The organism is Blastococcus carthaginiensis (genome assembly GCF_030731085.1).
In the GTDB taxonomy this organism is placed as follows: domain Bacteria; phylum Actinomycetota; class Actinomycetes; order Mycobacteriales; family Geodermatophilaceae; genus Blastococcus; species Blastococcus carthaginiensis.
In genome coordinates this window covers 50,012-69,761 of record NZ_JASNFN010000027.1, presented here as the reverse complement: position 1 = coordinate 69,761, position 19,750 = coordinate 50,012, and the positions used below count along the sequence as shown (strand labels likewise).

23 protein-coding genes are annotated in these 19,750 nt (G+C 74.9%); 13 read left to right on the top strand and 10 right to left on the bottom strand.

The features are described 5' to 3' along the window. Positions 1 to 56 precede the first annotated feature (56 nt). On the top strand, positions 57 to 1,514 hold the full coding sequence (locus QOZ88_RS18595; RefSeq protein ID WP_305998273.1) for an IS110 family transposase: 1,458 nt from the start codon (positions 57 to 59) through the stop codon (positions 1,512 to 1,514). A 4-nt stretch (positions 1,515 to 1,518) separates the two neighbouring features. Here the strand turns inward: QOZ88_RS18595 and QOZ88_RS18590 are convergent, their stop codons facing one another. After that, the gene (locus QOZ88_RS18590) at positions 1,519 to 3,204 is read right to left on the bottom strand and encodes a DNA repair helicase XPB (RefSeq protein ID WP_306001203.1); all 1,686 of its coding nucleotides are present in this window, start codon (positions 3,202 to 3,204) and stop codon (positions 1,519 to 1,521) included. Between the two features lie 111 nt (positions 3,205 to 3,315). On the opposite strand from QOZ88_RS18590, the gene QOZ88_RS18585 reads away from it, so the two are divergent. Beyond that, on the top strand, positions 3,316 to 3,816 hold the full coding sequence (locus QOZ88_RS18585; RefSeq protein ID WP_306001202.1) for a DUF1648 domain-containing protein: 501 nt from the start codon (positions 3,316 to 3,318) through the stop codon (positions 3,814 to 3,816). On the opposite strand, the gene QOZ88_RS18580 is transcribed toward QOZ88_RS18585, so the two are convergent. Both QOZ88_RS18580 and QOZ88_RS18575 read right to left on the bottom strand, forming a co-directional pair. Next, entirely contained in the window at positions 3,782 to 4,099 is a 318-nt protein-coding gene (locus QOZ88_RS18580) for a DUF1905 domain-containing protein (protein ID WP_091929390.1), read from the bottom strand. The two genes, QOZ88_RS18585 and QOZ88_RS18580, sit on opposite strands and share 35 nt — an antisense overlap. A gap of 34 nt (positions 4,100 to 4,133) precedes the next feature. After that, positions 4,134 to 6,377 carry a helicase C-terminal domain-containing protein gene (locus QOZ88_RS18575; protein WP_306001201.1) on the bottom strand — a complete coding sequence of 748 codons (2,244 nt, stop codon included), beginning with the start codon at positions 6,375 to 6,377 and terminating at the stop codon, positions 4,134 to 4,136. A 52-nt stretch (positions 6,378 to 6,429) separates the two neighbouring features. Here QOZ88_RS18575 and QOZ88_RS18570 point away from each other — a divergent pair, with 52 nt between their 5' ends. From QOZ88_RS18570 to QOZ88_RS18560, 3 genes are all read left to right on the top strand, one after another. Continuing rightward, a complete protein-coding gene (locus tag QOZ88_RS18570; RefSeq protein WP_306001200.1) occupies positions 6,430 to 6,942 on the top strand; it encodes a hypothetical protein in 513 nt (170 codons plus the stop codon). Between the two features lie 116 nt (positions 6,943 to 7,058). Next, on the top strand, positions 7,059 to 7,286 hold the full coding sequence (locus tag QOZ88_RS18565; protein ID WP_091929393.1) for a hypothetical protein: 228 nt from the start codon (positions 7,059 to 7,061) through the stop codon (positions 7,284 to 7,286). Beyond that, positions 7,283 to 8,938, top strand: coding sequence for an AMP-binding protein (locus tag QOZ88_RS18560; RefSeq protein WP_306001199.1), 1,656 nt, complete (start codon positions 7,283 to 7,285; stop codon positions 8,936 to 8,938). The genes QOZ88_RS18565 and QOZ88_RS18560 overlap by 4 nt, the downstream gene beginning before the upstream one ends. On the opposite strand, the gene QOZ88_RS18555 is transcribed toward QOZ88_RS18560, so the two are convergent. Both QOZ88_RS18555 and QOZ88_RS18550 read right to left on the bottom strand, forming a co-directional pair. Further along, positions 8,939 to 9,253: a hypothetical protein gene (locus tag QOZ88_RS18555; RefSeq protein ID WP_306001198.1), complete on the bottom strand. Its 315-nt coding sequence runs from the start codon at positions 9,251 to 9,253 to the stop codon at positions 8,939 to 8,941. Positions 9,254 to 9,302: 49 nt separating this feature from the next. Then, complete coding sequence (locus QOZ88_RS18550) at positions 9,303 to 10,070, bottom strand: endonuclease/exonuclease/phosphatase family protein (protein ID WP_306001197.1); 768 nt, start codon at positions 10,068 to 10,070, stop codon at positions 9,303 to 9,305. 75 nt (positions 10,071 to 10,145) lie between these two features. Between QOZ88_RS18550 and QOZ88_RS18545 the strand changes: the two genes are divergently transcribed. Then, complete coding sequence (locus QOZ88_RS18545) at positions 10,146 to 10,712, top strand: nucleotidyltransferase family protein (protein ID WP_306001196.1); 567 nt, start codon at positions 10,146 to 10,148, stop codon at positions 10,710 to 10,712. 251 nt (positions 10,713 to 10,963) lie between these two features. Here QOZ88_RS18545 and QOZ88_RS18540 read toward each other — a convergent pair whose 3' ends face one another. Together QOZ88_RS18540 and QOZ88_RS18535 are read right to left on the bottom strand one after the other, a co-directional pair. Then, positions 10,964 to 11,284 carry a DUF202 domain-containing protein gene (locus QOZ88_RS18540; RefSeq protein ID WP_306001195.1) on the bottom strand — a complete coding sequence of 107 codons (321 nt, stop codon included), beginning with the start codon at positions 11,282 to 11,284 and terminating at the stop codon, positions 10,964 to 10,966. Further along, on the bottom strand, positions 11,281 to 11,622 hold the full coding sequence (locus QOZ88_RS18535; RefSeq protein WP_306001194.1) for a YidH family protein: 342 nt from the start codon (positions 11,620 to 11,622) through the stop codon (positions 11,281 to 11,283). The genes QOZ88_RS18540 and QOZ88_RS18535 overlap by 4 nt, the downstream gene beginning before the upstream one ends. 138 nt (positions 11,623 to 11,760) lie before the next feature. Between QOZ88_RS18535 and QOZ88_RS23270 the strand changes: the two genes are divergently transcribed. After that, the gene (locus QOZ88_RS23270) at positions 11,761 to 12,153 is read left to right on the top strand and encodes a cold-shock protein (protein WP_454971165.1); all 393 of its coding nucleotides are present in this window, start codon (positions 11,761 to 11,763) and stop codon (positions 12,151 to 12,153) included. Positions 12,154 to 12,160: 7 nt separating this feature from the next. Here the strand turns inward: QOZ88_RS23270 and QOZ88_RS18525 are convergent, their stop codons facing one another. Together QOZ88_RS18525 and QOZ88_RS18520 are read right to left on the bottom strand one after the other, a co-directional pair. Continuing rightward, complete coding sequence (locus QOZ88_RS18525; RefSeq protein WP_306001193.1) at positions 12,161 to 12,625, bottom strand: DUF2771 family protein; 465 nt, start codon at positions 12,623 to 12,625, stop codon at positions 12,161 to 12,163. Further along, a complete protein-coding gene (locus QOZ88_RS18520) occupies positions 12,622 to 14,112 on the bottom strand; it encodes an MFS transporter (RefSeq protein ID WP_306001192.1) in 1,491 nt (496 codons plus the stop codon). Before QOZ88_RS18520 ends, QOZ88_RS18525 begins: the two co-directional genes overlap by 4 nt. A 65-nt stretch (positions 14,113 to 14,177) precedes the next feature. On the opposite strand from QOZ88_RS18520, the gene QOZ88_RS18515 reads away from it, so the two are divergent. Then, a complete protein-coding gene (locus tag QOZ88_RS18515) occupies positions 14,178 to 14,978 on the top strand; it encodes a DUF3027 domain-containing protein (protein WP_306001191.1) in 801 nt (266 codons plus the stop codon). Between the two features lie 6 nt (positions 14,979 to 14,984). Here QOZ88_RS18515 and QOZ88_RS18510 read toward each other — a convergent pair whose 3' ends face one another. After that, positions 14,985 to 15,212, bottom strand: a complete 228-nt coding sequence (locus QOZ88_RS18510; RefSeq protein WP_306001190.1) for a DUF2530 domain-containing protein — start codon at positions 15,210 to 15,212, stop codon at positions 14,985 to 14,987. Positions 15,213 to 15,317: 105 nt separating this feature from the next. Between QOZ88_RS18510 and QOZ88_RS18505 the strand changes: the two genes are divergently transcribed. The 5 genes from QOZ88_RS18505 to thpR are packed head-to-tail and all read left to right on the top strand — an operon-like array spanning position 15,318 to position 19,747. Beyond that, complete coding sequence (locus tag QOZ88_RS18505; RefSeq protein ID WP_306001189.1) at positions 15,318 to 16,877, top strand: NCS2 family permease; 1,560 nt, start codon at positions 15,318 to 15,320, stop codon at positions 16,875 to 16,877. A 26-nt stretch (positions 16,878 to 16,903) separates the two neighbouring features. Continuing rightward, positions 16,904 to 17,338 (top strand): MarR family winged helix-turn-helix transcriptional regulator, encoded by a 435-nt coding sequence (locus QOZ88_RS18500; RefSeq protein ID WP_306001188.1) that lies wholly within the window; start codon positions 16,904 to 16,906, stop codon positions 17,336 to 17,338. Positions 17,339 to 17,385: 47 nt separating this feature from the next. Beyond that, positions 17,386 to 18,705: an MFS transporter gene (locus tag QOZ88_RS18495; protein ID WP_306001187.1), complete on the top strand. Its 1,320-nt coding sequence runs from the start codon at positions 17,386 to 17,388 to the stop codon at positions 18,703 to 18,705. A 56-nt stretch (positions 18,706 to 18,761) separates the two neighbouring features. Beyond that, positions 18,762 to 19,145, top strand: coding sequence for a hypothetical protein (locus QOZ88_RS18490; RefSeq protein ID WP_306001186.1), 384 nt, complete (start codon positions 18,762 to 18,764; stop codon positions 19,143 to 19,145). 11 nt (positions 19,146 to 19,156) lie between these two features. Continuing rightward, positions 19,157 to 19,747 carry an RNA 2',3'-cyclic phosphodiesterase gene (gene thpR / locus QOZ88_RS18485; RefSeq protein WP_306001185.1) on the top strand — a complete coding sequence of 197 codons (591 nt, stop codon included), beginning with the start codon at positions 19,157 to 19,159 and terminating at the stop codon, positions 19,745 to 19,747. Positions 19,748 to 19,750: the final 3 nt, after the last annotated feature.

The window sequence follows — 19,750 nt, the reverse complement described above, 5'->3', positions numbered from 1 at the left end:
AGCCGCCCGTCTCGGGCCGCCGGAGCGGAATGTCCGGTGGGCTCGAGGAGGAACAGATGCAACGACGGCTGGTCGGGATCGACCTGGGGATCGCCAGCGCGCACACGGTACGGGTGCTGGCCGAGGACGGCCGGGAGGTGTGCCGTCGCCGGTGTGAGCCAACGGTGGCCAGCCTGGCCGCGATCGAGTCCGCGGCGCTGGCCGGCACCGAGCCGGGAACCCACCTGGAGGTGGTGTTCGAGCCGACCGGGCCGGCGTGGTTGCCGGTCGCGGTCTTCTTCACCACCCGCGGCCATCTGGTGTTCCGGGTGTCCAGTGCCAAGGCCGCCGACCTGCGTCGGTTCCTGTCTCGACACGCCAAGAGCAACGGCATCGACGCCGACACCCTGGCCCGGCTGCCGCTGATCGACCCGGCCGGGCTGCAGCCGCTGGAGCTGCCCGGTGCCGAGGCCGCGGCGCTGGATCGGCGGGTTCGTGCCGCTGACCGGCTGACCCGGGCCGCCAGCGAGCACAAGGTGCGGATCAAGGACCTGGTCCGCCAGCTGATGCCGTGCTCGCCGTTGACCGGCGACCTCGGCCAGGCCGACCTGGCGGTACTCGAGCGCTGGGCCGACCCGCGGGCGCTGCTCAAGGCTGGGCCGGCCCGACTGACCGCGCTGATCGCCAAGGCATCGAAGAACCACCTCGGTGCCGACCGCGCCGAAGCGTGGCGCGCTGCTGCCGCCGCGGCCGTCGAGCTCTACGGGGACCACCCGGCGCTCGCCTTCGCTGATCTGGCCGCCGAGGTCGCCACCGAGGTCCGGCTGCTGCGCGCGATCCAGGCCGAGCTCGGCGCCCACGCCGCCAGCCGGGAGGAGGCCTACCGGTGGGCCGATCCAGGCCAGCTGGCCCGCTCGCTGCCCGGCCTGGCCGAGGTCGGCGCGCCGGTCGCGGCCGCCGGCATCGGCCGCCCCGGCCGGTTCCCCTCCGGCCCGCACTTCAAGTCCTACCTGGGGCTCGCCCCGCGGGCCTCCGAGACCGGCGACACCGACCGCAAGGGACAACCCATGTCCAAGGCCGGCTCGTCGCTGATGCGCAGCACGTTCATCCGCGCCGCCGACCACGCCCGCAAGCAGGACCCCCAGCTGGCCCGCGTCTACTACGTGCAGATGGTCGAACGCGGCGCCGAGCACCTCAAGGCTCTCTGCGTGGTCGCCGGCCACCTCGCCGAACGCTTCTGGGCGGTGATGAACCGCGGCATGCCCTACGTCGTCTGCGACACCAACGGCACCCCAGTCACCCCAGAGCAGGCCAAGGCCAACATCGCCGAACAGTGGACCGTCCCCACCGACGTCCGCGCTCGCCGGCGCAGCCGCAAGAAGGCGGGGAAGGCCCCTCAGCAAGCCCCTACGGGACATGTCAGGTCAGGCACTCGAGGTGCCGACGAACGAGGCGACCTTCCCCGCCCCTCATCGTCGAAGAGCGCCCACCGCACCGTCAAGCGCGACCCCCTCTTGACAGCCGATCCCCGATAGGGAATCAGTCGGCGGGCTTGTCCACCCAGTCGGGGCCGTTGACCTCACCCGGGCCGGCCAGGTCGGCGGCGTCGACGATCGTGTAGGCATAGCCCTGCTCGGCGAGGAAGCGCTGCCGGTGGGCGGCGTACTCGCTGTCGAGGGTGTCGCGGCTGACCACGGTGTAGAAGTGCGCCTGCCGCCCGTCGGCCTTGGGCCGCAGCACCCGGCCGAGCCGCTGCGCCTCCTCCTGCCGTGAGCCGAAGGTCCCCGACACCTGCACCGCGACCGCGGCCTCGGGCAGGTCGATGGAGAAGTTCGCGACCTTCGAGACGACGAGGGTCTTGATCTCCCCGACCCGGAAGGCCTGGAACAGCCGCTCCCGCTCCCGGTTCGTCGTCGACCCCTGGATCACCGGGGCGTCCAGCGCGGTGCCGAGCTCCTCGAGCTGGTCCAGGTAGGCGCCGATCACCAGCTTCTGCTCGTCGGGGTGCCGGTCGAGCACCCGGCGGATCACCGGCAGCTTCGACTGCGCGGTCGCCGCGATCCGGTAGCGCTCCTCGGGCTCGGCGACGGCGTAGGTCATCCGCTCCTCGTCGTCGAGCGCGACCCGCACCTCGACGCACTCGGCCGGCGCGATGTAGCCCTGGGACTCGATGTCCTTCCACGGGGCGTCGTAGCGCTTGGGCCCGATGAGCGAGAAGACGTCGTCCTCCCGCCCGTCCTCGCGCACGAGCGTCGCGGTCAACCCCAGCCGGCGGCGGGACTGCAGGTCGGCGGTCAACCGGAAGATCGGCGCCGGGAGCAGGTGCACCTCGTCGTAGACGATCAGGCCCCAGTCCTGCGCGTCGAAGAGGTCCAGGTGCCGGTACTCGCCCTTCCGGCGGGTGGTGATCACCTGGTAGGTCGCGATGGTGACCGGCCGGATCTCCTTGCGCTCGCCGGAGTACTCGCCGATCTCCTCCTCGGTCAGCGTCGTGCGCGCGATCAGCTCACGCTTCCACTGCCGCCCCGAGACGGTGTTGGTCACCAGGATCAGCGTGGTCGCCTTCGCCTCGGCCATCGCCGCGGCGCCGACCAGCGTCTTGCCCGCGCCACAGGGCAGCACGACGACGCCCGAGCCGCCGGCCCAGAACCCGTCCACGGCCTCCTGCTGGTAGTCCCGCAGCTGCCAGCTGTCCTGCTCCAGGAAGATCGGGTGCGCCTGCCCGTCGACGTAACCGGCGAGGTCCTCGGCCGGCCAGCCGATCTTGAGCAGCGCCTGCTTGAGCCGGCCGCGCTCCGAGGGGTGGACGACGACGCTGTCGGCGTCGATCCGGGCGCCCAGCATCGGGGCGACCTTCCTGGACCGGACGACCTCCTCCAGCACCGCCCGGTCGGTGGAGCTCAGCACCAGCCCGTGCACCGGGTCGTTCTGCAGGGTCAGCCGGCCGAAGCGGTCCATCGTGTCGGCGACGTCGACCAGCAGCGCGTGCGGCACGGGGTAGCGCGAGTAGCGGACCAGCGCGTCGACGACCTGCTCGGCGTCGTGCCCGGCGGCGCGCGCGTTCCACAGCGCCAGCGGCGTCACGCGGTAGGTGTGCACGTGCTCGGGGGAGCGCTCCAGCTCCGCGAAGGGCGCGATGGCGGCGCGGCAGTCACGGGCCAGCGGGTGGTCGACCTCGAGCAGCAGGGTCTTGTCCGACTGGACGATCAGGGGGCCGTCAGGCACGCGTCAACTCTCTCCATGGGATGCGGACTGCCCACGGTAACGCCGGGGGACGACGCGACCTTCCCTCTCACGGGGGTCGGCGACGACGCGGGCGCCGATAGGTTGGCCGGCATGGGCTCGGGGCGGTGGTGGTTCCTCGCGGCGGCCGCCGCCTGCGCGGCGGCCTGGACCTGGTCGCTGGCCCGGCTGCCCGAGCGGGCGCCGGTCCACTTCGGGGGCGCCGGCGACCCGGACCGGTGGGCCGGCCGCGCGGAGGCGCTGTGGACCTCCGGGCTGCTCGCGCTGGGCATGGCGCTGCTCTTCGCCGGCCTGGTGGTGATGGTCCACCGGGCGCCCGCCCACCTGTTCACCGTGCCGCACCCCGAGTACTGGAAGCGCCCCGAGCGCCTGCCGCGCCTGCGCGCCCTCGTGGCCGACGACCTGTGGTGGATCGGCGCGTGGACGCTGCTGCTGTTCGCCGCGGTGCAGGTGCTCGTGGTCCGCGCGGCGCAGCTGGCCGACCCCCGGCTCGACGGCTGGGCCTTCGCCGTCCTCGGGCTCTACCTGCTGGCGGTCCTAGGCCGGGTCGGCTGGATGCTCACCCGCCGCTACGCCGTGCCGGATCCGGGCTGACGGCGAGCTCGACCCGCACCCGGTCGCCGGCCCGCAACCCCTCGGCGGCCCGCACCGGCTTCTTCACCGGCAGCACGAAGGAGCCGCTCCGCGCGTCGGGGAACACCGACGTCTGCCACGAGGTGCCGCCGACGGTGGCGGTGACGCGCACGGAGCCGAACCCGGCGCGCGCGGCCGCGCCGAGCTCCCGCACGTCGTCGGCGACCTCCGGCGGCAGGGTGAGGAAGTGCCACCCGGCCGGGCCGTCGTGCAGCCAGAGGACGGCGGTGAACGTCTCGGTCACGGCGGCACGGTAGAGCCACCCACCGACGGAACGGTCAGCCCGCGTCGTCCTCCACCAGGGCCACCGACGTGATGCGGTGGACGGCGAAGGTGCGGCTCTCCCCGCGGCGCTCGTCGTAGCCCTGCAGGAAGCCCCCGGCCAGCGAGACCGGCTGCACGACGCGCTGGCTGCTGCTGCCCTGGGCGTCCACGTACCCCAGCCACACCGGCACGCCCTCCCGGACCGCCCGCGACAAGAGCTCCAGCGTCGACGCCGTCGTCACCCCGGGCACCTGGCGGACCGCCTCGCCGCGGCGTGCGGCCAGCGCTGCGTCACCGGCGCGGATCTCCCGCACCGTCGTGTCCAGGTCGGCCCCGCTCAGCGGTCGCGGCGCGGCCGGCGGCTCGGTCCCGCGGCGGCCGGCGGCGCGCGGCCGGGCCGGCGGCCGGGTGAGCACCGCCCCGCCCGGGTGCTCGCCGGCCGGGGCGTAGCCGGCCTCGCGCAGCACGGTGAGCACCTCGTCGGCGCCCAGCCCGCTCACCAGCACCCCCGGGGCCAGCCGGCGCAGCTCGGCGGCCGCGGTGCGCCGGTCGCCGAGCACCTGGGAGAGCAGCCCGTGGTCGTCCGAGCGCACGTAGGACTCGATCGCCCCCACCCGCAGCCGCCCGTGCTGGCGGGTCACGTCGTCGACCAGGTAGTCCAGCGCCTGGGGGACCGGGGTGCGGGACGCCTTCGCGAAGAAGTCGTGCAGGTCCGACGCCGACCAGCCCGCGTCCAGCGCCCGGCGGACCGAGGACTCCGACACCCGGAACACCGTCGCCCCGCCGGAGGACTCGACGTCGGCGACGACCGAGAGGGTGTCGGCCAGGTCGGCGACCAGCGGCCCCGGGGCGATCAGCGAGAGGTCCGGCTGGGCGAGCACGTGGTCGACCGGCTCGGGCAGCAGCCCCCGCACGCCGTCGGCGGCGCCGTCCTCCCCCGTGGCGAGCAGCCCGCGGCCGCCGGTGGCGAGCACCCCGCCCACGAGCACGCCCAGCCGCGCGGCCTCGGCCAGCATGTCGGGCACCGGCGCCAGCCGGTCGGCCCGGCGCGGGGTGCGCCAGCGCAGCAGCGCGACGAGCTCGTCGGGCGGCAGCCCGGAACCCGGCGGCAGCTCGGCGAGCACGGCCAGCGCCGACCGGCGGATCGTCGGCGCAGTGTGCCGCACCAGGTCGGGGGAGAGCGGGTTGGCGGCCTTGCCGGCCACGTCGCGCACGCCCACCAGCGACGGCAACCGGACGGCGCCCAGCCACCCGGCGGCCAGCACCGCCCAGCGGTCGGCGAGGTCCTGCTCCCGCCAGACGTCGTAGGCGCGGGTGGGCAGCCACTCGTCGCGGTGCGGCCCGCCGACGTCGAGCAGCCCGGCGGCGTGCGCCAGCTCCAGCAGCCAGGCGGCGTCGGGCTCGGCCACCTTGAGGGTCTTGGCCAGCCGCTTCTGGTCGCGGACGCCCACCCCGCCGCTGCGCAGCAGCCCGGCCGGCTCCTCCTCCAGCAGCGCCAGCAGCTCCCCGACCCGCCCTACCTGCTCCAGCGCCGCACCGGCGGACTGCCGGTCCACCACCTGCGGGTCGCGCGTCACCGGAGCGGGCTCCGGCCGCCGCCGCGGCGGGCCGTAGGGCCGGTCGCCGCGCAGCAGCAGCCCGAGCTCGCGGGGGAGCTCGACGTTCAGCGCGTCGATGCGGGCCAGCAGGCCGCGCTGCAGCAGCCGCCGCGCCGGGGTGGCCCCGCCGTTCGGCGCCTCGGGGAGGTGCCCGACCGGTCGGTCGCCGGCCAGCCGCTCCAGGACGGCGCGCTCCTCGGGAGCCAGCTCGGCGACGGCCGCGGGGAGGTCCGCGGGCAGCTGCAGCCGCAGGTCGACCGCCCGGCGGCCCAGCCCGGCGGGGTGCCGGACGGCGCGGCGCACCGGGTCGGGGGCGTGCAGGACGTCGTCGCCCCACAGCAGCGCCCGCGTGGTGAGCGCCTCGACGGCGGCCTCGACCACCTCATCGGGCACCTCCGGCAGCGCGGCGACCAGCGCGTCGGGCGGCATCCCGTCGGTGGGCGCCAGCAGGACGGCGTCGAGCACCTGCAGCGTCGCGGCGTCGAGCTCGTCGAGGGCGCGGTCGACCGACACCGGGACGGCGAGCCGGCTGGCCAGCGCGACGACGTCGGAGGGGGCGGGGCGGGCGACGTCCGGCCGGGCCGCCAGCAACGCGCGCAGCTGCTCGTCGCTGCGGGTGCGCAACCAGGCGGCGAGCGTCGCAGGGGCTTCCGTGGACATCCGGTCCACGCTACGTCGCCGCCCCCGCGGACGCTGCTGCCAGCATGGGCCCATGCACCCCGCGAGTGACGACCCCGGCACCCGGACCGCCCTGGCCGCCCTCCAGGTCGGGGCGCTGCGCTGGCTGGGCGGCGGCGCCATCGCCGTCGTCCTCGGCGTCCTGCTCGGCGTCGCCACCGTGACGTTGGCCGGGGAGGACGGCCGGCGGGTGCCCGGTGCCGGGCTCGCCGTCCTCGCGCTCGTCCTCGGCGGGCTGGCCGCCGTCGTCGTCGGCGCCGGCGCGCTGATGCGCACCAGCCGCTGGCGGCGGGCGCTGGCCGGCACCACGTGGCGCACGGGGCAGCTCTACGTCGCCGGGCCCGCGGTGCTCTCCTTCGAACCCGACGGCGGGGACGACGCCGTGCACCTGAGGTTGCTGAGCACCGCGATCTGGCGCACCCGCGCGGTGCAGGCCCTCGACGGCGCCGGCGTGCTCGCCGCACCGGTCGGGTCCGGGCAGTGGGTGTTCACCGCCGAGGGAGAGGGCACCCTCTACGGGGCCCGCGCCATCGCACGCGGGCGCTGACCGCGACACCACCGCCGCCACGGGGGGCGGTGGCGCGCGGTCGGCAGGTCGGTCAGGGGAAGATGTCGGGCAACAGTGCACCGCGCGGTGCACCCGCTACCGCACACGGAGGCGTCATGGCCAAGCGCAACGAGAAGCACGCGCACCTGGTGGAACCCACCTGGGGCGAGTCCGACGGCGGTGGCCCGCCGATCACCGAGCTCTCCGCCTCGGTCGCCGGCGGGCTGTCGCCGTTCGGCGAGGACCACGGCTTCCCGCTCCCGGCCGACCGGCTGCGCTACGCCCACCCGACGGACAAGCCCAACCGGGCCGGCGTCCAGACCGCAGAGGGTCGGCGGCGGTGACCGCGCCCGCGCTGCCGTCCTACAGCAGCGGGACCTCCACGGTCCCCCTGCTCGGCGACACGATCGGGGCGAACCTGGATCGGACGGCGGCGCGGGTGGGTGACCACGAGGCGCTCGTCGAGTGCGCCTCGGGCCGCCGCTGGACCTATCCGCAGCTGGTCGCCGACGTCGACGCCTGCGCCCTCGGGCTGGACGCCCTCGGCGTCGGCAAGGGCGACCGGGTCGGCATCTGGGCGCCCAACTGCGCCGAGTGGGTGTTCGTCCAGTACGCGACGGCGAAGCTCGGCGCGATCCTGGTCAACATCAACCCGGCCTACCGCACCCACGAGCTCGCCTACGTGCTGAAGCAGGCCGGCATCTCGATGCTCGTGAGCGCCCCGGAGTTCAAGACCAGCGACTACCGCGCGATGGTCGCCGAGGTCCGGGGGGACTGCCCCGCGCTGCGCGAGGTGCTGTTCCTCGGCTCCCCGGAGTGGGACGCGCTGATGGACGCCGGGCGGACCGCCGACCGGGCCATGCTGGCCGAGCGCGAGGCTTCTCTGTCGGCCGACGACCCGATCAACATCCAGTACACCTCGGGGACGACGGGCTTCCCCAAGGGCGCCACGCTCACCCACCACAACCTGCTCAACAACGGGTTCTTCGTGGGCGAGGGTTGCGGCTACACCGAGGCCGACCGCATCTGCATCCCGGTGCCCTACTACCACTGCTTCGGCATGGGCATGGGCAACCTCGCGGCGACCAGCCACGGCGCGACGATGGTGATCCCGGCGCCCGGCTTCGACCCCGCGCTGACGCTGCGCGCCGTCCAGGACGAGCGCTGCACCTCGCTCTACGGCGTCCCGACGATGTTCATCGCGGAGCTCGGCCTGCCGGACTTCGCCGAGTACGACCTCTCCACCCTGCGCACCGGCATCATGGCCGGCTCCCCGTGCCCGGTGGAGGTGATGAAGCGGGTCGTCGCCGAGATGGGCATGACCGACGTGACCATCTGCTACGGCATGACCGAGACCAGCCCGGTGTCCACCCAGACCGGCGCCGACGACGACCTCGACCGTCGCACCTCCACCGTCGGCCGCGTGCACCCCCACCTCGAGGTCAAGGTCGTCGACCCGGTCACCGGCCTCACCGTCCCCCGCGGCACGCCGGGGGAGTTCTGCACCCGCGGCTACTCGGTGATGCTCGGCTACTGGGAGGAGCCGGAGAAGACCGCCGAGGCAATCGACGCCGCCCGCTGGATGCACACCGGCGACCTCGCCGTCATGGACGAGGCCGGCTACCTGAACATCGTCGGCCGGATCAAGGACATGGTGATCCGCGGCGGGGAGAACGTGTACCCGCGGGAGATCGAGGAGTTCCTCTACACCCACCCCGACGTCGTCGACGCCCAGGTCATCGGCGTCCCCGACGAGCGGTACGGGGAGGAGCTCATGGCCTGGGTGCGGCTGCGCGAGGGCGCCGAGCCGCTCACCGCGGAGGCCCTGCGGGAGTTCTGCGCCGGCCGGCTGGCCCACTACAAGGTGCCGCGGTACGTGAAGGTCGTCGACGAGTTCCCGATGACCGTCACCGGCAAGGTCCGCAAGGTCGAGATGCGCCAGGTCGCGGTCTCCGAGCTCGGGCTGGAGCCCGCGGCGGCGGTGCGGAACGCCTAGCTAGACGCGGGCGGTGCTGCCCGGCGCCAGCTTGACGACCAGCTTCGACAGCAGGGAGCCCGCGACCACCCAGATCAGCGCGGCCAGCGCGGCGTTGACCGCCTCGGCGACCTCCGGGTCCGACGGCGTGAACAGGTCGCGGGTGAACCAGCCGAACGAGTCGCGCCAGCCGGCCGCGAACTGCACGAGGACGTTCCCCGGGTTGGCCTCGAAGAGCACGAAGACCGCGTGGACGACGATGATCGCGGCGATCACCGCGAACACCGTGCGCACGACCGTGGCGACCAGCGACAGGATGCGGACGGCTCCGGGCATGCGGTCATGATCCACTGCGCGGTGCGCCACCGCGACCCCTCCCCGCTGCTCAGCCGGCCGCGACCCGGACCACGAGCGCCCGGTGGTCCGACAGCGGCAGCCGCACCGCCTCGGCCGGGCCGTCCGCCCGCAGGTCACCGCGCACCAGCACGTGGTCCAGCTGCCGTGACGGCCGCGGCGCCGGGAAGGTGGCCGCGGCCGCGATCGGCGTCAGCCCGCTGTTCCGGGCGGCGGCGCGCGGCTGCATGTTCAGGTCGCCCATGAGCACCAGCGGCTCCGGTGTGCCCTCGAGCGAGCGCACGAGGGTGCGCAGCTGGTGGCCGTTCCACCGCGGGATGAACGACAGGTGGGTGTTGGCCACGGTGAACCGCCCGGCCGGGCCGTCGACGACGGCGGCGACGGCCACCCGCGGTTCGTCGCGGGCCAGGAACGGCCGCCGCGAGTCCGGCGACCACAGCGGCACGCTCACCCGCAGCGGCGCCAGCCGGACCACCCGCCAGGAGACGACGGGGTGGCGGGAGAGCAGCGAGATCCCGTAGCTCGCCGAGCCGGGCTGCTCGTCGCCGGTGGCCGCCATCCAGGTGCCGCCGGGCGTCCCGGAGAGCGCGGCGACGAACTGCGAGTCGACCGCCCCCATCGCCTCGGCGGCGACGGCGGTGAGGTCCGCGCCGAGCGAGCGCGGCTGGTCGCGGTCGACCTCCTGCAGGCCGAGCACGTCGGCGTCCAGGCTCTTCACCGCCGCGGCCAGCCGGTCGACGTCGACCCGGCCGTCGTCGAGCGAGCGTCCGTGCAGGATGTTGAAGGTCGCGATGCGCACCCGGTCCCTGTGCCCCGCGGCCCGTCTGATCTACCCCTCCGTGTGCCGGCGGCGCCCACGGGTAGCAGGCGCTGGGTGCAGACGTCTCCCCGCGAGCAGGTGCGCGACCTGCTGAAGCGCACCGCCGTCGCGCTGAAGCAGGCCGACGTGCCGTTCGCGCTGTGCGGCGGCTACGCCGCCTGGGTACGCGGTGCTCCCGAGCCCGACCACGACGCCGACTTCCTGGTGCCGGCGGGCGAGGCGGAGCGAGCGGCGAAGGCGCTGGCAGACGCCGGCCTGCAGGTCGTCGACCCCGCGGAGGACTGGCTGCTCAAGGTCGAGCGGGACGACGTCTTCGTGGACGTCATCTGGCGCACCTGCGGGCGACCGGTGGAGACCGACCTGGTCGACCGCGCCGACGTCCTGCCGGTGCTCTCCGTGCAGATGCCGGTCATGGCGCCGACCGACATCGTCGTCTCCAAGCTGATGGCGCTGGACGAGCACTACTGCGACCTCGCGCGGCTGCTGCCGGTGGCCCGGGCGCTGCGCGAGCAGGTCGACTGGGACCGGGTGGCCGCCGAGGTGGCGGAGAACGACTTCGCCGTCGTCTTCCTGCACCTGCTGGACCGGCTGGACGTCGTGCCGGGGGTCAGCCGGGGATGAGTTCGGCAGCAAGGTGACCTTCCGGTGGGGAAGTCGGCCGGCGGTCGCTCCGTGGGTCAGCAGCACCTGTTGCCACGCGGGTTGAGCCGCTCAACCGACCGTTGAGCCGCGCCCTGACGCGGCTTATCGGTTGCCGGAGCGGCTCAACGTCGCCTTCGTGCGCACCAGCCGGCCCCGACAGCGTCTTCAGCGTGGTGCGCTCGATGTGGCCGGGGGGCGTTTCCCACCCTGGAGTCACCTTGCTGCCGAACTCAGCCGGGGATGAGGACCGCGACCGCCGTGGCGAGCGCGGTGAGGACCACGGTCGCGGTCACCGCGCGGGCGGCCCAGGGTGCGGCGACGGCCCGGTCGCCGGCCACCCGGCGCTGCACCTGGCGGTAGCGGGCCGGCGCGAGCCCGCCGAGCACCCCGAGCCCGGCCAGCGCGGCGACGCCCGCGAGGACCAGCAGCGCCGGCCGGCCGAGGTGCACCGCCCGGTGCCCCACCAGCCCGGCCACGGCCAGCAGCCCCAGGCCGGTGCGCTGCCAGGACAGGGTCGTGCGCTCGGGTTGGGTCTCCACGGGCACGGTCACCCGCGCAGCACCTCCACGCCCACGAGGACGCCGACGACGACCACCACCGCCGCGACGGCTGCGACCGCGGCCGGGACGAGCCGGCTGGCCGGGAGCGCGCGCCCGGCCTCGATCGCCGCCTCGTTGACCCGCCAGCGGCGGTAGCCGGCCAGCGCGACACCCAGGCCGATGAGGACCAGCCCGAGCGCGACCGCGGAGCTGCCCCAGCGGACCCCGAGGTCGGGGGCGTAGGTGGCGACGGCCACGCCGCCGGCGACCAGCGCCAGCCCGGTCCGCAGCCAGGCCAGCAGCGTGCGCTCGTTGGCGAGGGTGAAGCGGTAGTCGGGGTGGTCGGGCACCGGCCCAGCGTAGGGACGCGCCCGGAATCGGCAGGTCGGCGCGGCGCCACGGCGGCTAACCTGTCCACCAGCGGCGTCCTGCCGCGTCGACCGTCCGGCCAGCGCGCCGCGCCACAGCGAGGAACTGAGGGATCCACCGTGCCCACCGGCAGAGTGAAGTGGTTCAACGCGGAGAAGGGCTTCGGCTTCCTGTCCCGCGAGGACGGTCCCGACGTCTTCGTGCACAAGGACGCGCTCCCGGCCGGCACCGATCTCAAGCCCGGTCAGCGGGTGGAGTTCGGCATCGTCGCCGGCCGCCGCGGCGACCAGGCGCTGCAGGTGCGCCCGCTGGACCCGCTGCCGTCGGTGGCGGCCACCGTCGCCGCGGCTTCGCGCAAGAAGCCCGACGAGCTGGTCCCGATCGTCGAGGACCTGATCAAGCTGCTCGACGACGTCTCCGAGGGCCTGCGGCACGGCCGCTACCCCGACCGGGGCCACGCCCGGAAGGTGGCCGCCGTGCTGCGCGCGGTCGCCACCGACCTGGAGGGCTGAGCGCCGCTCAGCTCCCCAGGTCGCCACCGGCGCGCAGGAAGCCGACCGGCCAGGCCGCGGTGAACTCGCCGCAGTCGCCACCGGCGTCCTCGACCACCACCAGGTAGAAGGCGGGCGGGACGACGTCGGAGGAGCTGATCCCGTCGAACCTCTCCGTGCCCGCGGGGACGTCGACCTCGCCGATCAGCTCCTCCAGCGACTCGTCGAACACCTGCACCTGCCACCCGCGCTCGGCGATCACCTCGGGCACGGTCAGCGTGATCGTGGTGTCCGGGGAGACCTCGACGACCGGCGGGCGCGTGCTGTAGCGCTGCCCCTCGCCGTCCAGGCAGTACTGGGTCGGCGCGGCGGTGACGTCCTGGCTGCCGGCCTGCACCCGGACGTCCTGCGGGGTCACGGGCTCGCCGGCGCAGGCGGTCAGCGACCCGGCGGCGCAGAGGGCGAGCAGCAGGGCGGGGCGGGGCGTTCTCACGACCACGACGGTCCCACCGGCGTCGTCGGCGCATCCGGGGCCCCCGTCGTCCCCGGCGCGGGACGGCTGCGGTAGAGGCTCCACAGGATCAGCCCCACGGCCAGCACGAGCAGGGCCGCCGCGACGGTGAACCCGATCCAGCCGGTGGGCGGGAGGGCGATGCCGAGCGCCCCGCCGGCCACCCACGCCAGCTGCAGCACCGTCTCGGAGCGGGCGAACGCCGAGGCGCGCAGGCTCTCGGGCACCTCCCGCTGGATGATCGCGTCGAGCGACACCTTGCCCAGCGCGTTCGCCACGGCGGAGACGCCGGCGACCAGCACCGCCATGCCGAACCCGTAGAAGACCGCGGCCAGCACCGTCACCACCGCGGCGGCGGACGCGGCGTGCAGCACCAGCCGGTCGGGGGCCGCGGAGTGCAGCCGCGACCCGACCGCCGTCCCCGTGAAGCTGCCGAGCCCGGCCGCGGCGGCCAGCGCGCCGAGGGCGAGGGTGGCCGACCAGCCGTCGGCGAACGTCGCCTGCACCAGGAAGGCGGCGAAGATGGTGAGAAACCCGCCCAGGCCGCGCAGCGCCGCGTTGGCCCGCAGCGCCAGCACCACGTGCGGGGTCACCCGCCGCCGGCGACCCGGGACCGGGATCTCGGTGGTGCTGAGCACGTCGGCGGGCTCCTCGCCTGCGGGTACGTCGACGTGCCGGGGGAGCCGGACGGCGAGCACCGCGCCGGCCAGGAAGACCGCCGCGGTGGCCCACAGCTCCCAGTCGAAGCCGATCAGCGCGGCCACCCCGGCGCCCAGCCCGCCGGCGACCCCGGCCGTGACGAGGCCGAACACCGACAGCCGCGCGTTCGCCGAGGTCAGCGACATCGCACCGGGCAGCACGCGGGGGACCACCGCCGCCCGCAGCACGTTGTGCGCCTTGGAGAGCACCAGGACGCCGAGCGCCGCCGGGTAGAGCCACAGGTCGTCGAAGTGCCGGGCCATGACCAGGGCCAGCACCGCCCGCCCGCCCAGCGAGACCGCCAGCGCCCACCGCCGACCGCGCTGCAGCCGGTCGAGGGCGGGGCCGATGACCGGCGCCAGCAGCGCGAACGGCGCCATGGTCACCAGCAGGTAGAGCGCGACGTTGCCGCGCTGGGCGTCGGTGGTGGCCGCGAAGAAGAGCGTGCCGGCGAGCGAGACGGCGATCATCGCGTCGCCGGCCATGTGCAGGGCGTTCACCCACAGCAGCTGGGTCAGCCCGCTCTCGCCCGCGCCGTCGGCCCGGCTCGCGGCGCGGACCCGGCGCGCGGCGGCGGTGGTCAGCTCGCGGCTGCGGGCGGCGGCGACCCGGGTGACGGTGATCTTCGGGGCGGGCGCCGGCATCGGCCGGGTCTGGGGCCGCGGGACGCCCAGCGGGGTCGTGTCCACCGGAGGCGCCGCCCCCTGCCCGCCCGTCCGCGGCCACCGGCGGGCACCGGTGGGGCGGCGGGATGAGGGCACGCCGCCCATGGTGCCGCACCGGGCCGGGAGTGCGGTCGGAGACGCCGGGCCGGCCGTCCGCCACAATGGGCGTCGTGTCCGACTCCTCCGCGCCCGTCCGGCCCGCCTCCGCAGCGGCCGAGCCGCTGACCGCCGCGATCGAGCCGGCCCGGGCGGCGGCCGTCGAGACGGCCGGCGCCGCCGACCTGGTGGGCGAGCACCTGGGCGCGACGGCGGAGGCCGTCGGGCCCGCCGAGCTCGGCGAGGTGCTCACCCACACCTTCGCCAGCCGGCTCCCCGGCTACATGGGCTGGCACTGGGCGGTCACGATCGCCCGGGTGCCCGGCGAGGACCGGGTCACCGTCGACGAGGTGGTGCTGCTCCCGGGCGACCAGGCGCTGCGCGCGCCGGCGTGGGTGCCGTGGCACGAGCGGCTGCGCCCGGGCGACCTCTCGGTGGGCGACGTCCTGCCGGCCACCGAGGACGACACCCGGCTGGTGCCGGCGTACACGGCCGATGACGACTCCGCCGACGACACCGAGGGGCGCGTCGTCGCCCGCGAGGTCGGCCTCGGCCGGGAGCGGGTCATGTCGCGCGAGGGCCGGTCGGAGGCCGTCGCCCGCTGGTCGGCGGGGGAGTTCGGCCCGACGTCGTCGATGGCCCGGCAGGCCCCCGGGCCCTGCGCGACCTGCGGCTTCTACCTGCCCCTGGCCGGCTCGCTCCGCCAGCTGGTCGGCGCCTGCGGCAACGCCTACGCCCCCGGTGACGGGCGGGTCGTGGCGGCCGACTACGGCTGCGGCGCGCACAGCCAGGCGACGCTCGTCGTCGTCCAGGACACCGAGGTGGTCACCTCGGCGCGCTACGACACCTCGGAGTACGACGTCCTGGGCGACTGAGCGCGCTCAGCCGCGGTCGCGGGGGCCCAGCTGCCCTTGCAGCTTCATGACGCCGAGGCCGAGCAGGGCCAGCCCGATGGCGGCGACGCAGGTCCAGGTCCACATCCGGTCCACCCGGTCGCCCAGCAGCAGCAGGACGACGAGGGCCACCGCCCACACCGCGATGCCGGCGATCACCACGCGCGCGGTGTCGACCTGCAACGGCGGGGGAGCCTGCTTCGCGGGACGGGCCACGACGGCACCTTAGATCCCGTCTCGGTCACGGGTCGACGAGCCCGGCCCGCCCGTGTGGCACGCTGTCGCCGCTCGATGGCCACCCGCACCGCCCGGAGAACCCGCATGCCGCAGAAGTCCCGTCCCTCCGGTGGCGCCAGCGCCTCGGCCACCGACGGCAGCACCCCCGCCGACGTCTCGGCCGGCACGCCGCCGACCACGCCGCGCCGCAGCGAGGGTCCGCGGGTCCGCCCGAAGAACGGGCTGGACCGGTACTTCGAGATCAGCGCCCGCCGGTCGACGGTCAGCCGCGAGGTGCGCGGCGGGATCACGACCTTCTTCACGATGGCCTACATCGTGGTGCTCAACCCGATCATCCTGACCAGCATCGCGGGGCCGGACGGCGTCCCGGGCGCCGACGTCGAGGGCACGGTGCTGCCCTTCGGGTCGATCGCCGCCGTCACCGCGCTGCTCGCCGGCGCGCTCACGCTGCTCATGGGTGTCGTCGGGCGCTACCCGTTCGCGTTGGCCACGGGCCTGGGCATCAACGCGATCGTCGCGGTCTTCGCGGCCACCCAGCTCACCTGGCCCGAGATCATGGGCCTGGTCGTGCTCGAGGGGCTGCTGATCACCGTGCTGGTGCTCACCGGCTTCCGCAAGGCGGTCTTCGAGGCCATCCCGGCGCAGCTCAAGACCGCGATCGCCGTCGGCATCGGGTTCTTCCTGGCGATCATCGGGCTGGCCGACGCCGGCATCATCCGGCCGGGCAACCCGCTGATCAGCTTCGGCGTGGGCGGCCAGCTCGCCGGCTGGCCGATGCTCGTCTTCGTCGTCGGCCTGCTGCTCATGAGCCTCCTGGTGGTCCGCCGGGTCAAGGGCGCGCTGCTCATCGGCATCGTGGCGACGACGGTGCTCGCGATCGTCGTCGAGGCGATCGCCGGGGTCGGCCCGCGCTTCGGCGAGGACGGAGAGAACCCCCGCGGGTGGGCGCTGCAGGTGCCCGCGCTCCCCGACGACGTCGTCGGCAGCCCCGACTTCTCGCTGCTCGGCAACTTCTCGCTCTTCGGCGGCTTCGAGCGCATCGGCGTCGTCGCCGCCCTGCTGATCGTCTTCTCGATCATGATCGCCGACTTCTTCGACACCGTCGGCACGGTCACCGCCGTCGGCGCCGAGGGCGACCTGCTGGACGAGAAGCGCAACCTGCCGAAGTCGCAGCCGGTCCTGCTCGTCGACTCGCTGGCCGCCGCCGCGGGTGGCGCGGGCAGCGTCTCGTCGAACACCACCTACATCGAGAGCACCGCCGGTGTGGCCGACGGTGCGCGCACCGGGCTGGCCAGCATCGTCACCGGCCTGCTGTTCCTGGTCGCGGTCTTCTTCACGCCGCTGGTGGCGGTGGTCCCGTCCGAGGCGGCCGCCCCCGCGCTGGTCATCGTCGGCGCGCTGATGATCAGCCAGATCAAGAACCTCACGTGGGACGACATGTCCCTGGTCATCCCCGCGTTCCTCACCATCGCGCTGATGCCGTTCACCTACTCGATCACCAACGGCATCGGGGCCGGCGTCATCAGCTTCGTGCTGCTGCGCCTCGCGGTCGGGCGGCGCCGGGAGATCCACCCGCTCATGTGGGTGGTGGCGCTGCTGTTCCTGGTCTACTTCGCGCTCGAGCCGCTCCAGCAGCTGTTCTGAACAGGCGCTGAGTTAGGCTAACGATCGTGGGCCGGACGACGCTGGACACCGCCGCGCTCGCCCACGAGCTGCGGCTCGCGGTCATGCGGTTCTCCCGGCGGCTGCGCAACCAGCGGGTGGACACGTCGGTGACGCTCACCCACCTCGCGGCGCTGTCGACGCTCAAGCGGCACGGCCCGATGAGCCCGGGGGAGCTGGCCGCCCACGAGCGGGTGCAGCCGCCGTCGATGACCCGCGTCGTCGTCGCCCTGGAGAACGCGGGGCTGGTCACCCGCACGCCGCACCCCACCGACGGGCGCCAGGTCATCATCGGGCTGACCGCGGCGGCCGAGGAGCTGCTCTCGGCGGAGGCGCGGGCACGCGAGGCGTGGCTGGCCGGCCGGCTGCAGGAGCTCACCGCCGAGGAGCGGTCGGTGCTGCGCGAGGCGGCCGAGATCATGGACAAGCTCGCCGGTGGGTGACCTGCACGAGCACTGACCAGCGGACGCCGCCCGAGCAGGGGAGCGGCATGTTCCGGGCCCTCCGGGTGCGCAACTTCCGCCGCTACGCCTCGGCCAACCTGCTCAGCCTGACCGGTACCTGGATGCAGCGCATCGGCCAGGACTGGCTGGTGCTCCAGCTCTCCGACGGCAGCGGCGTCGCCCTCGGGCTGATCACCGCGCTGCAGTTCGGCCCCGCGCTGCTGCTGAGCGCGTACGGCGGCGTCCTCGCCGACCGCTACCCCAAGCGCCGGCTGCTGTTGATCGCCCAGACCCTCATGGGCCTGCTCGCCCTCGTGCTGGGGGTCCTGGTGGCCACCGGGGCGGTCGCGCTGTGGCACGTGTTCGTCCTCGCCGGGCTGCTCGGCTCGGTCGCTGCCGTCGACGTGCCGGTGCGCCAGTCGTTCGTGCCGGAGATGGTCGGCCCCGCGCTGATCACGAACGCGGTGAGCCTCAACTCGACGATCTTCAACGGCGCCCGTCTGGTCGGGCCGGCGCTCGCCGGGCTGCTGATCGGTGCGGCGTCGGGGAACACCGCACCGGCGTTCTTCCTCAACGCGGCGAGCTTCGCCTTCACCATCGCCGCGATCGCCGGCATGCGCACCGAGGAGCTCACCCCGAGCCCGCCGGTCGCCCGCGGCCGGGGGCAGCTGCGCGAGGGGCTGGCCTACACCTCGGCCCACCCCGACCTGCTGCTGGCGATGGGGCTGGCCTTCGTCGTGGGCACCTTCGGCTTCAACCACCAGGTCACCATCGCGCTGATGGCCCGGGAGACCTTCGACCTCGGCGCGGAGGCATTCGGCCTGCTGTCCACGTGCTTCGCGGTCGGGTCGCTGAGCGGCGCCCTGCTCTCCACCCGGCGCAGCGTCCGGCCCCGGCAGCGGTTCCTCGTCGGCTCGGCGGTGCTCTTCGGCGCCTGCACGGTCGTCGCCGGGCTGATGCCCGGCTACCTGGCCTTCGCCGCGCTGCTGGTGCCCACCGGTGCGGCGGCGCTGGTGTTCAGCGTGGCCAACAACAGCTTCGTCCAGCTCGGCGTCGACCCGCAGATGCGCGGCCGGGTCATGGCGCTCTACTTCATGTGCTTCATGGGCGGCACCCCGGTCGGGGCGCCGCTGATCGGCTGGGTCTCCGAGCGCTTCGGCGCCCCGTGGGGGCTCGTCATCGGCGGCGGCGTCTGCGTCGTCGCCGGCCTCGCCGCCGCGGCCTGGCTGGCCCACCGCGGCTCGCTGCGGCTGACGGTGGAGCGCTCGCCCGTGCGGGTGCGCATCCGCCCCGTCGTCCCCTCCCCGCAGGTGCGCACCGTGGAGGAGGAGCTCAGCCGGCAGGCCCCCGGTCAGCAGTCGCTCTGAGCGTTCTCCGCGTACCGTTCGCTGCACCGGTACACGCCCGTGCGCAGGGGAAGACCATGGCCGCGCTCCTCCAGCTCGTCGCACTGCTCGCCGCGTTCGCCGGCCTGGTCGCCGGTCTCGGACCGCTGATCCGGCGGATCGAGGCCTGGTCGGCCCGCCGCCACGCGGCCCGCCACCCCGCGCCGCCCGGGCGGTCGCTGGAGGTCGTCGCCGCCCACCTGCGCCGGCTCGCCCGCCAAGTGGCCCTGGTGCCCGCCGGCATGCCCATGGCCCGCCGCCGCGCGCTGCTGGCGGCCTATGACGACGTCCTCACCGAGGCGGCCGGGATGCTCGGGGTGACCTCGGCGCTCGCGGAGCTGCCGGAGGGCCGGCCGCGTGAGGTCGAGCGCCTGCGGCTGGCCGCCGAGCTGCGCGCCGCCGGGCTGCAGGTGCCCCTCTGAACCCGGGGGACGTGCGCCGGCTGTTCTTCGCCGTCGACCCGCCCGACGCCGCGCGCCGCGACCTCGACCGCGCCCTCGGCCCGCTGCGCGACCTCCCCGGTGCGCCGCGCTGGGGCCGGCCCGAACGCTGGCACCTCACGCTGCTGTTCCTCGGTGCCGTGCCCGAGCCGCTGGTGCTCGGCCTGGTGGCCACGGCGGCGCCGGCGGTGGCCGCGACCCCGCCGATTGCGCTGCGGCTGGCCGGCGGTGGGCGGTTCGGCTCGCTGCGCCGCCCGCAGGTCGCCTGGGCGGGGCTGGAGGGCGACGTCGACCCGCTGGTCGCGCTGGCCGGCCGGCTGGCGGCGGTCGCGCGCACCCTGGGGCTCCCGGTGGAGGACCGGCCGTTCCGGCCGCACTTGACGCTCGGCCGGTGGCGCCCCGGCCGGCCCGCCGACGGCACCCTCACCGACCGGCTGGCCGGCTACCGGGGGCCGGAGTGGCCGGTGCGCGAGATCCGGCTGTGGGAGAGCCGCCTCGGCGCGGCACCGGCGTACACGGTCGTCGCCTCCTGGCCGTTAGGGGCAAAGGATCCTTTACATGCGGAATCGGGCCCCACGCCGTAGGTA

Bases quoted from the DNA above. Each gene is read 5' to 3' on its own strand.
- QOZ88_RS18575 (WP_306001201.1), bottom strand. From the start codon at position 6,377: ATGTCCACGGAAGCCCCTGCGACGCTCGCCGCCTGGTTGCGCACCCGC.
- QOZ88_RS18570 (WP_306001200.1), top strand. From the start codon at position 6,430: ATGCACCCCGCGAGTGACGACCCCGGCACCCGGACCGCCCTGGCCGCC.
- QOZ88_RS18495 (WP_306001187.1), top strand. From the start codon at position 17,386: ATGTTCCGGGCCCTCCGGGTGCGCAACTTCCGCCGCTACGCCTCGGCC.
- QOZ88_RS18520 (WP_306001192.1), bottom strand. From the start codon at position 14,112: ATGGGCGGCGTGCCCTCATCCCGCCGCCCCACCGGTGCCCGCCGGTGG.
- QOZ88_RS18565 (WP_091929393.1), top strand. From the start codon at position 7,059: ATGGCCAAGCGCAACGAGAAGCACGCGCACCTGGTGGAACCCACCTGG.
- QOZ88_RS18555 (WP_306001198.1), bottom strand. From the start codon at position 9,253: ATGCCCGGAGCCGTCCGCATCCTGTCGCTGGTCGCCACGGTCGTGCGC.
- QOZ88_RS18490 (WP_306001186.1), top strand. From the start codon at position 18,762: ATGGCCGCGCTCCTCCAGCTCGTCGCACTGCTCGCCGCGTTCGCCGGC.
- QOZ88_RS18595 (WP_305998273.1), top strand. From the start codon at position 57: ATGCAACGACGGCTGGTCGGGATCGACCTGGGGATCGCCAGCGCGCAC.
- QOZ88_RS18585 (WP_306001202.1), top strand. From the start codon at position 3,316: ATGGGCTCGGGGCGGTGGTGGTTCCTCGCGGCGGCCGCCGCCTGCGCG.
- QOZ88_RS18505 (WP_306001189.1), top strand. From the start codon at position 15,318: ATGCCGCAGAAGTCCCGTCCCTCCGGTGGCGCCAGCGCCTCGGCCACC.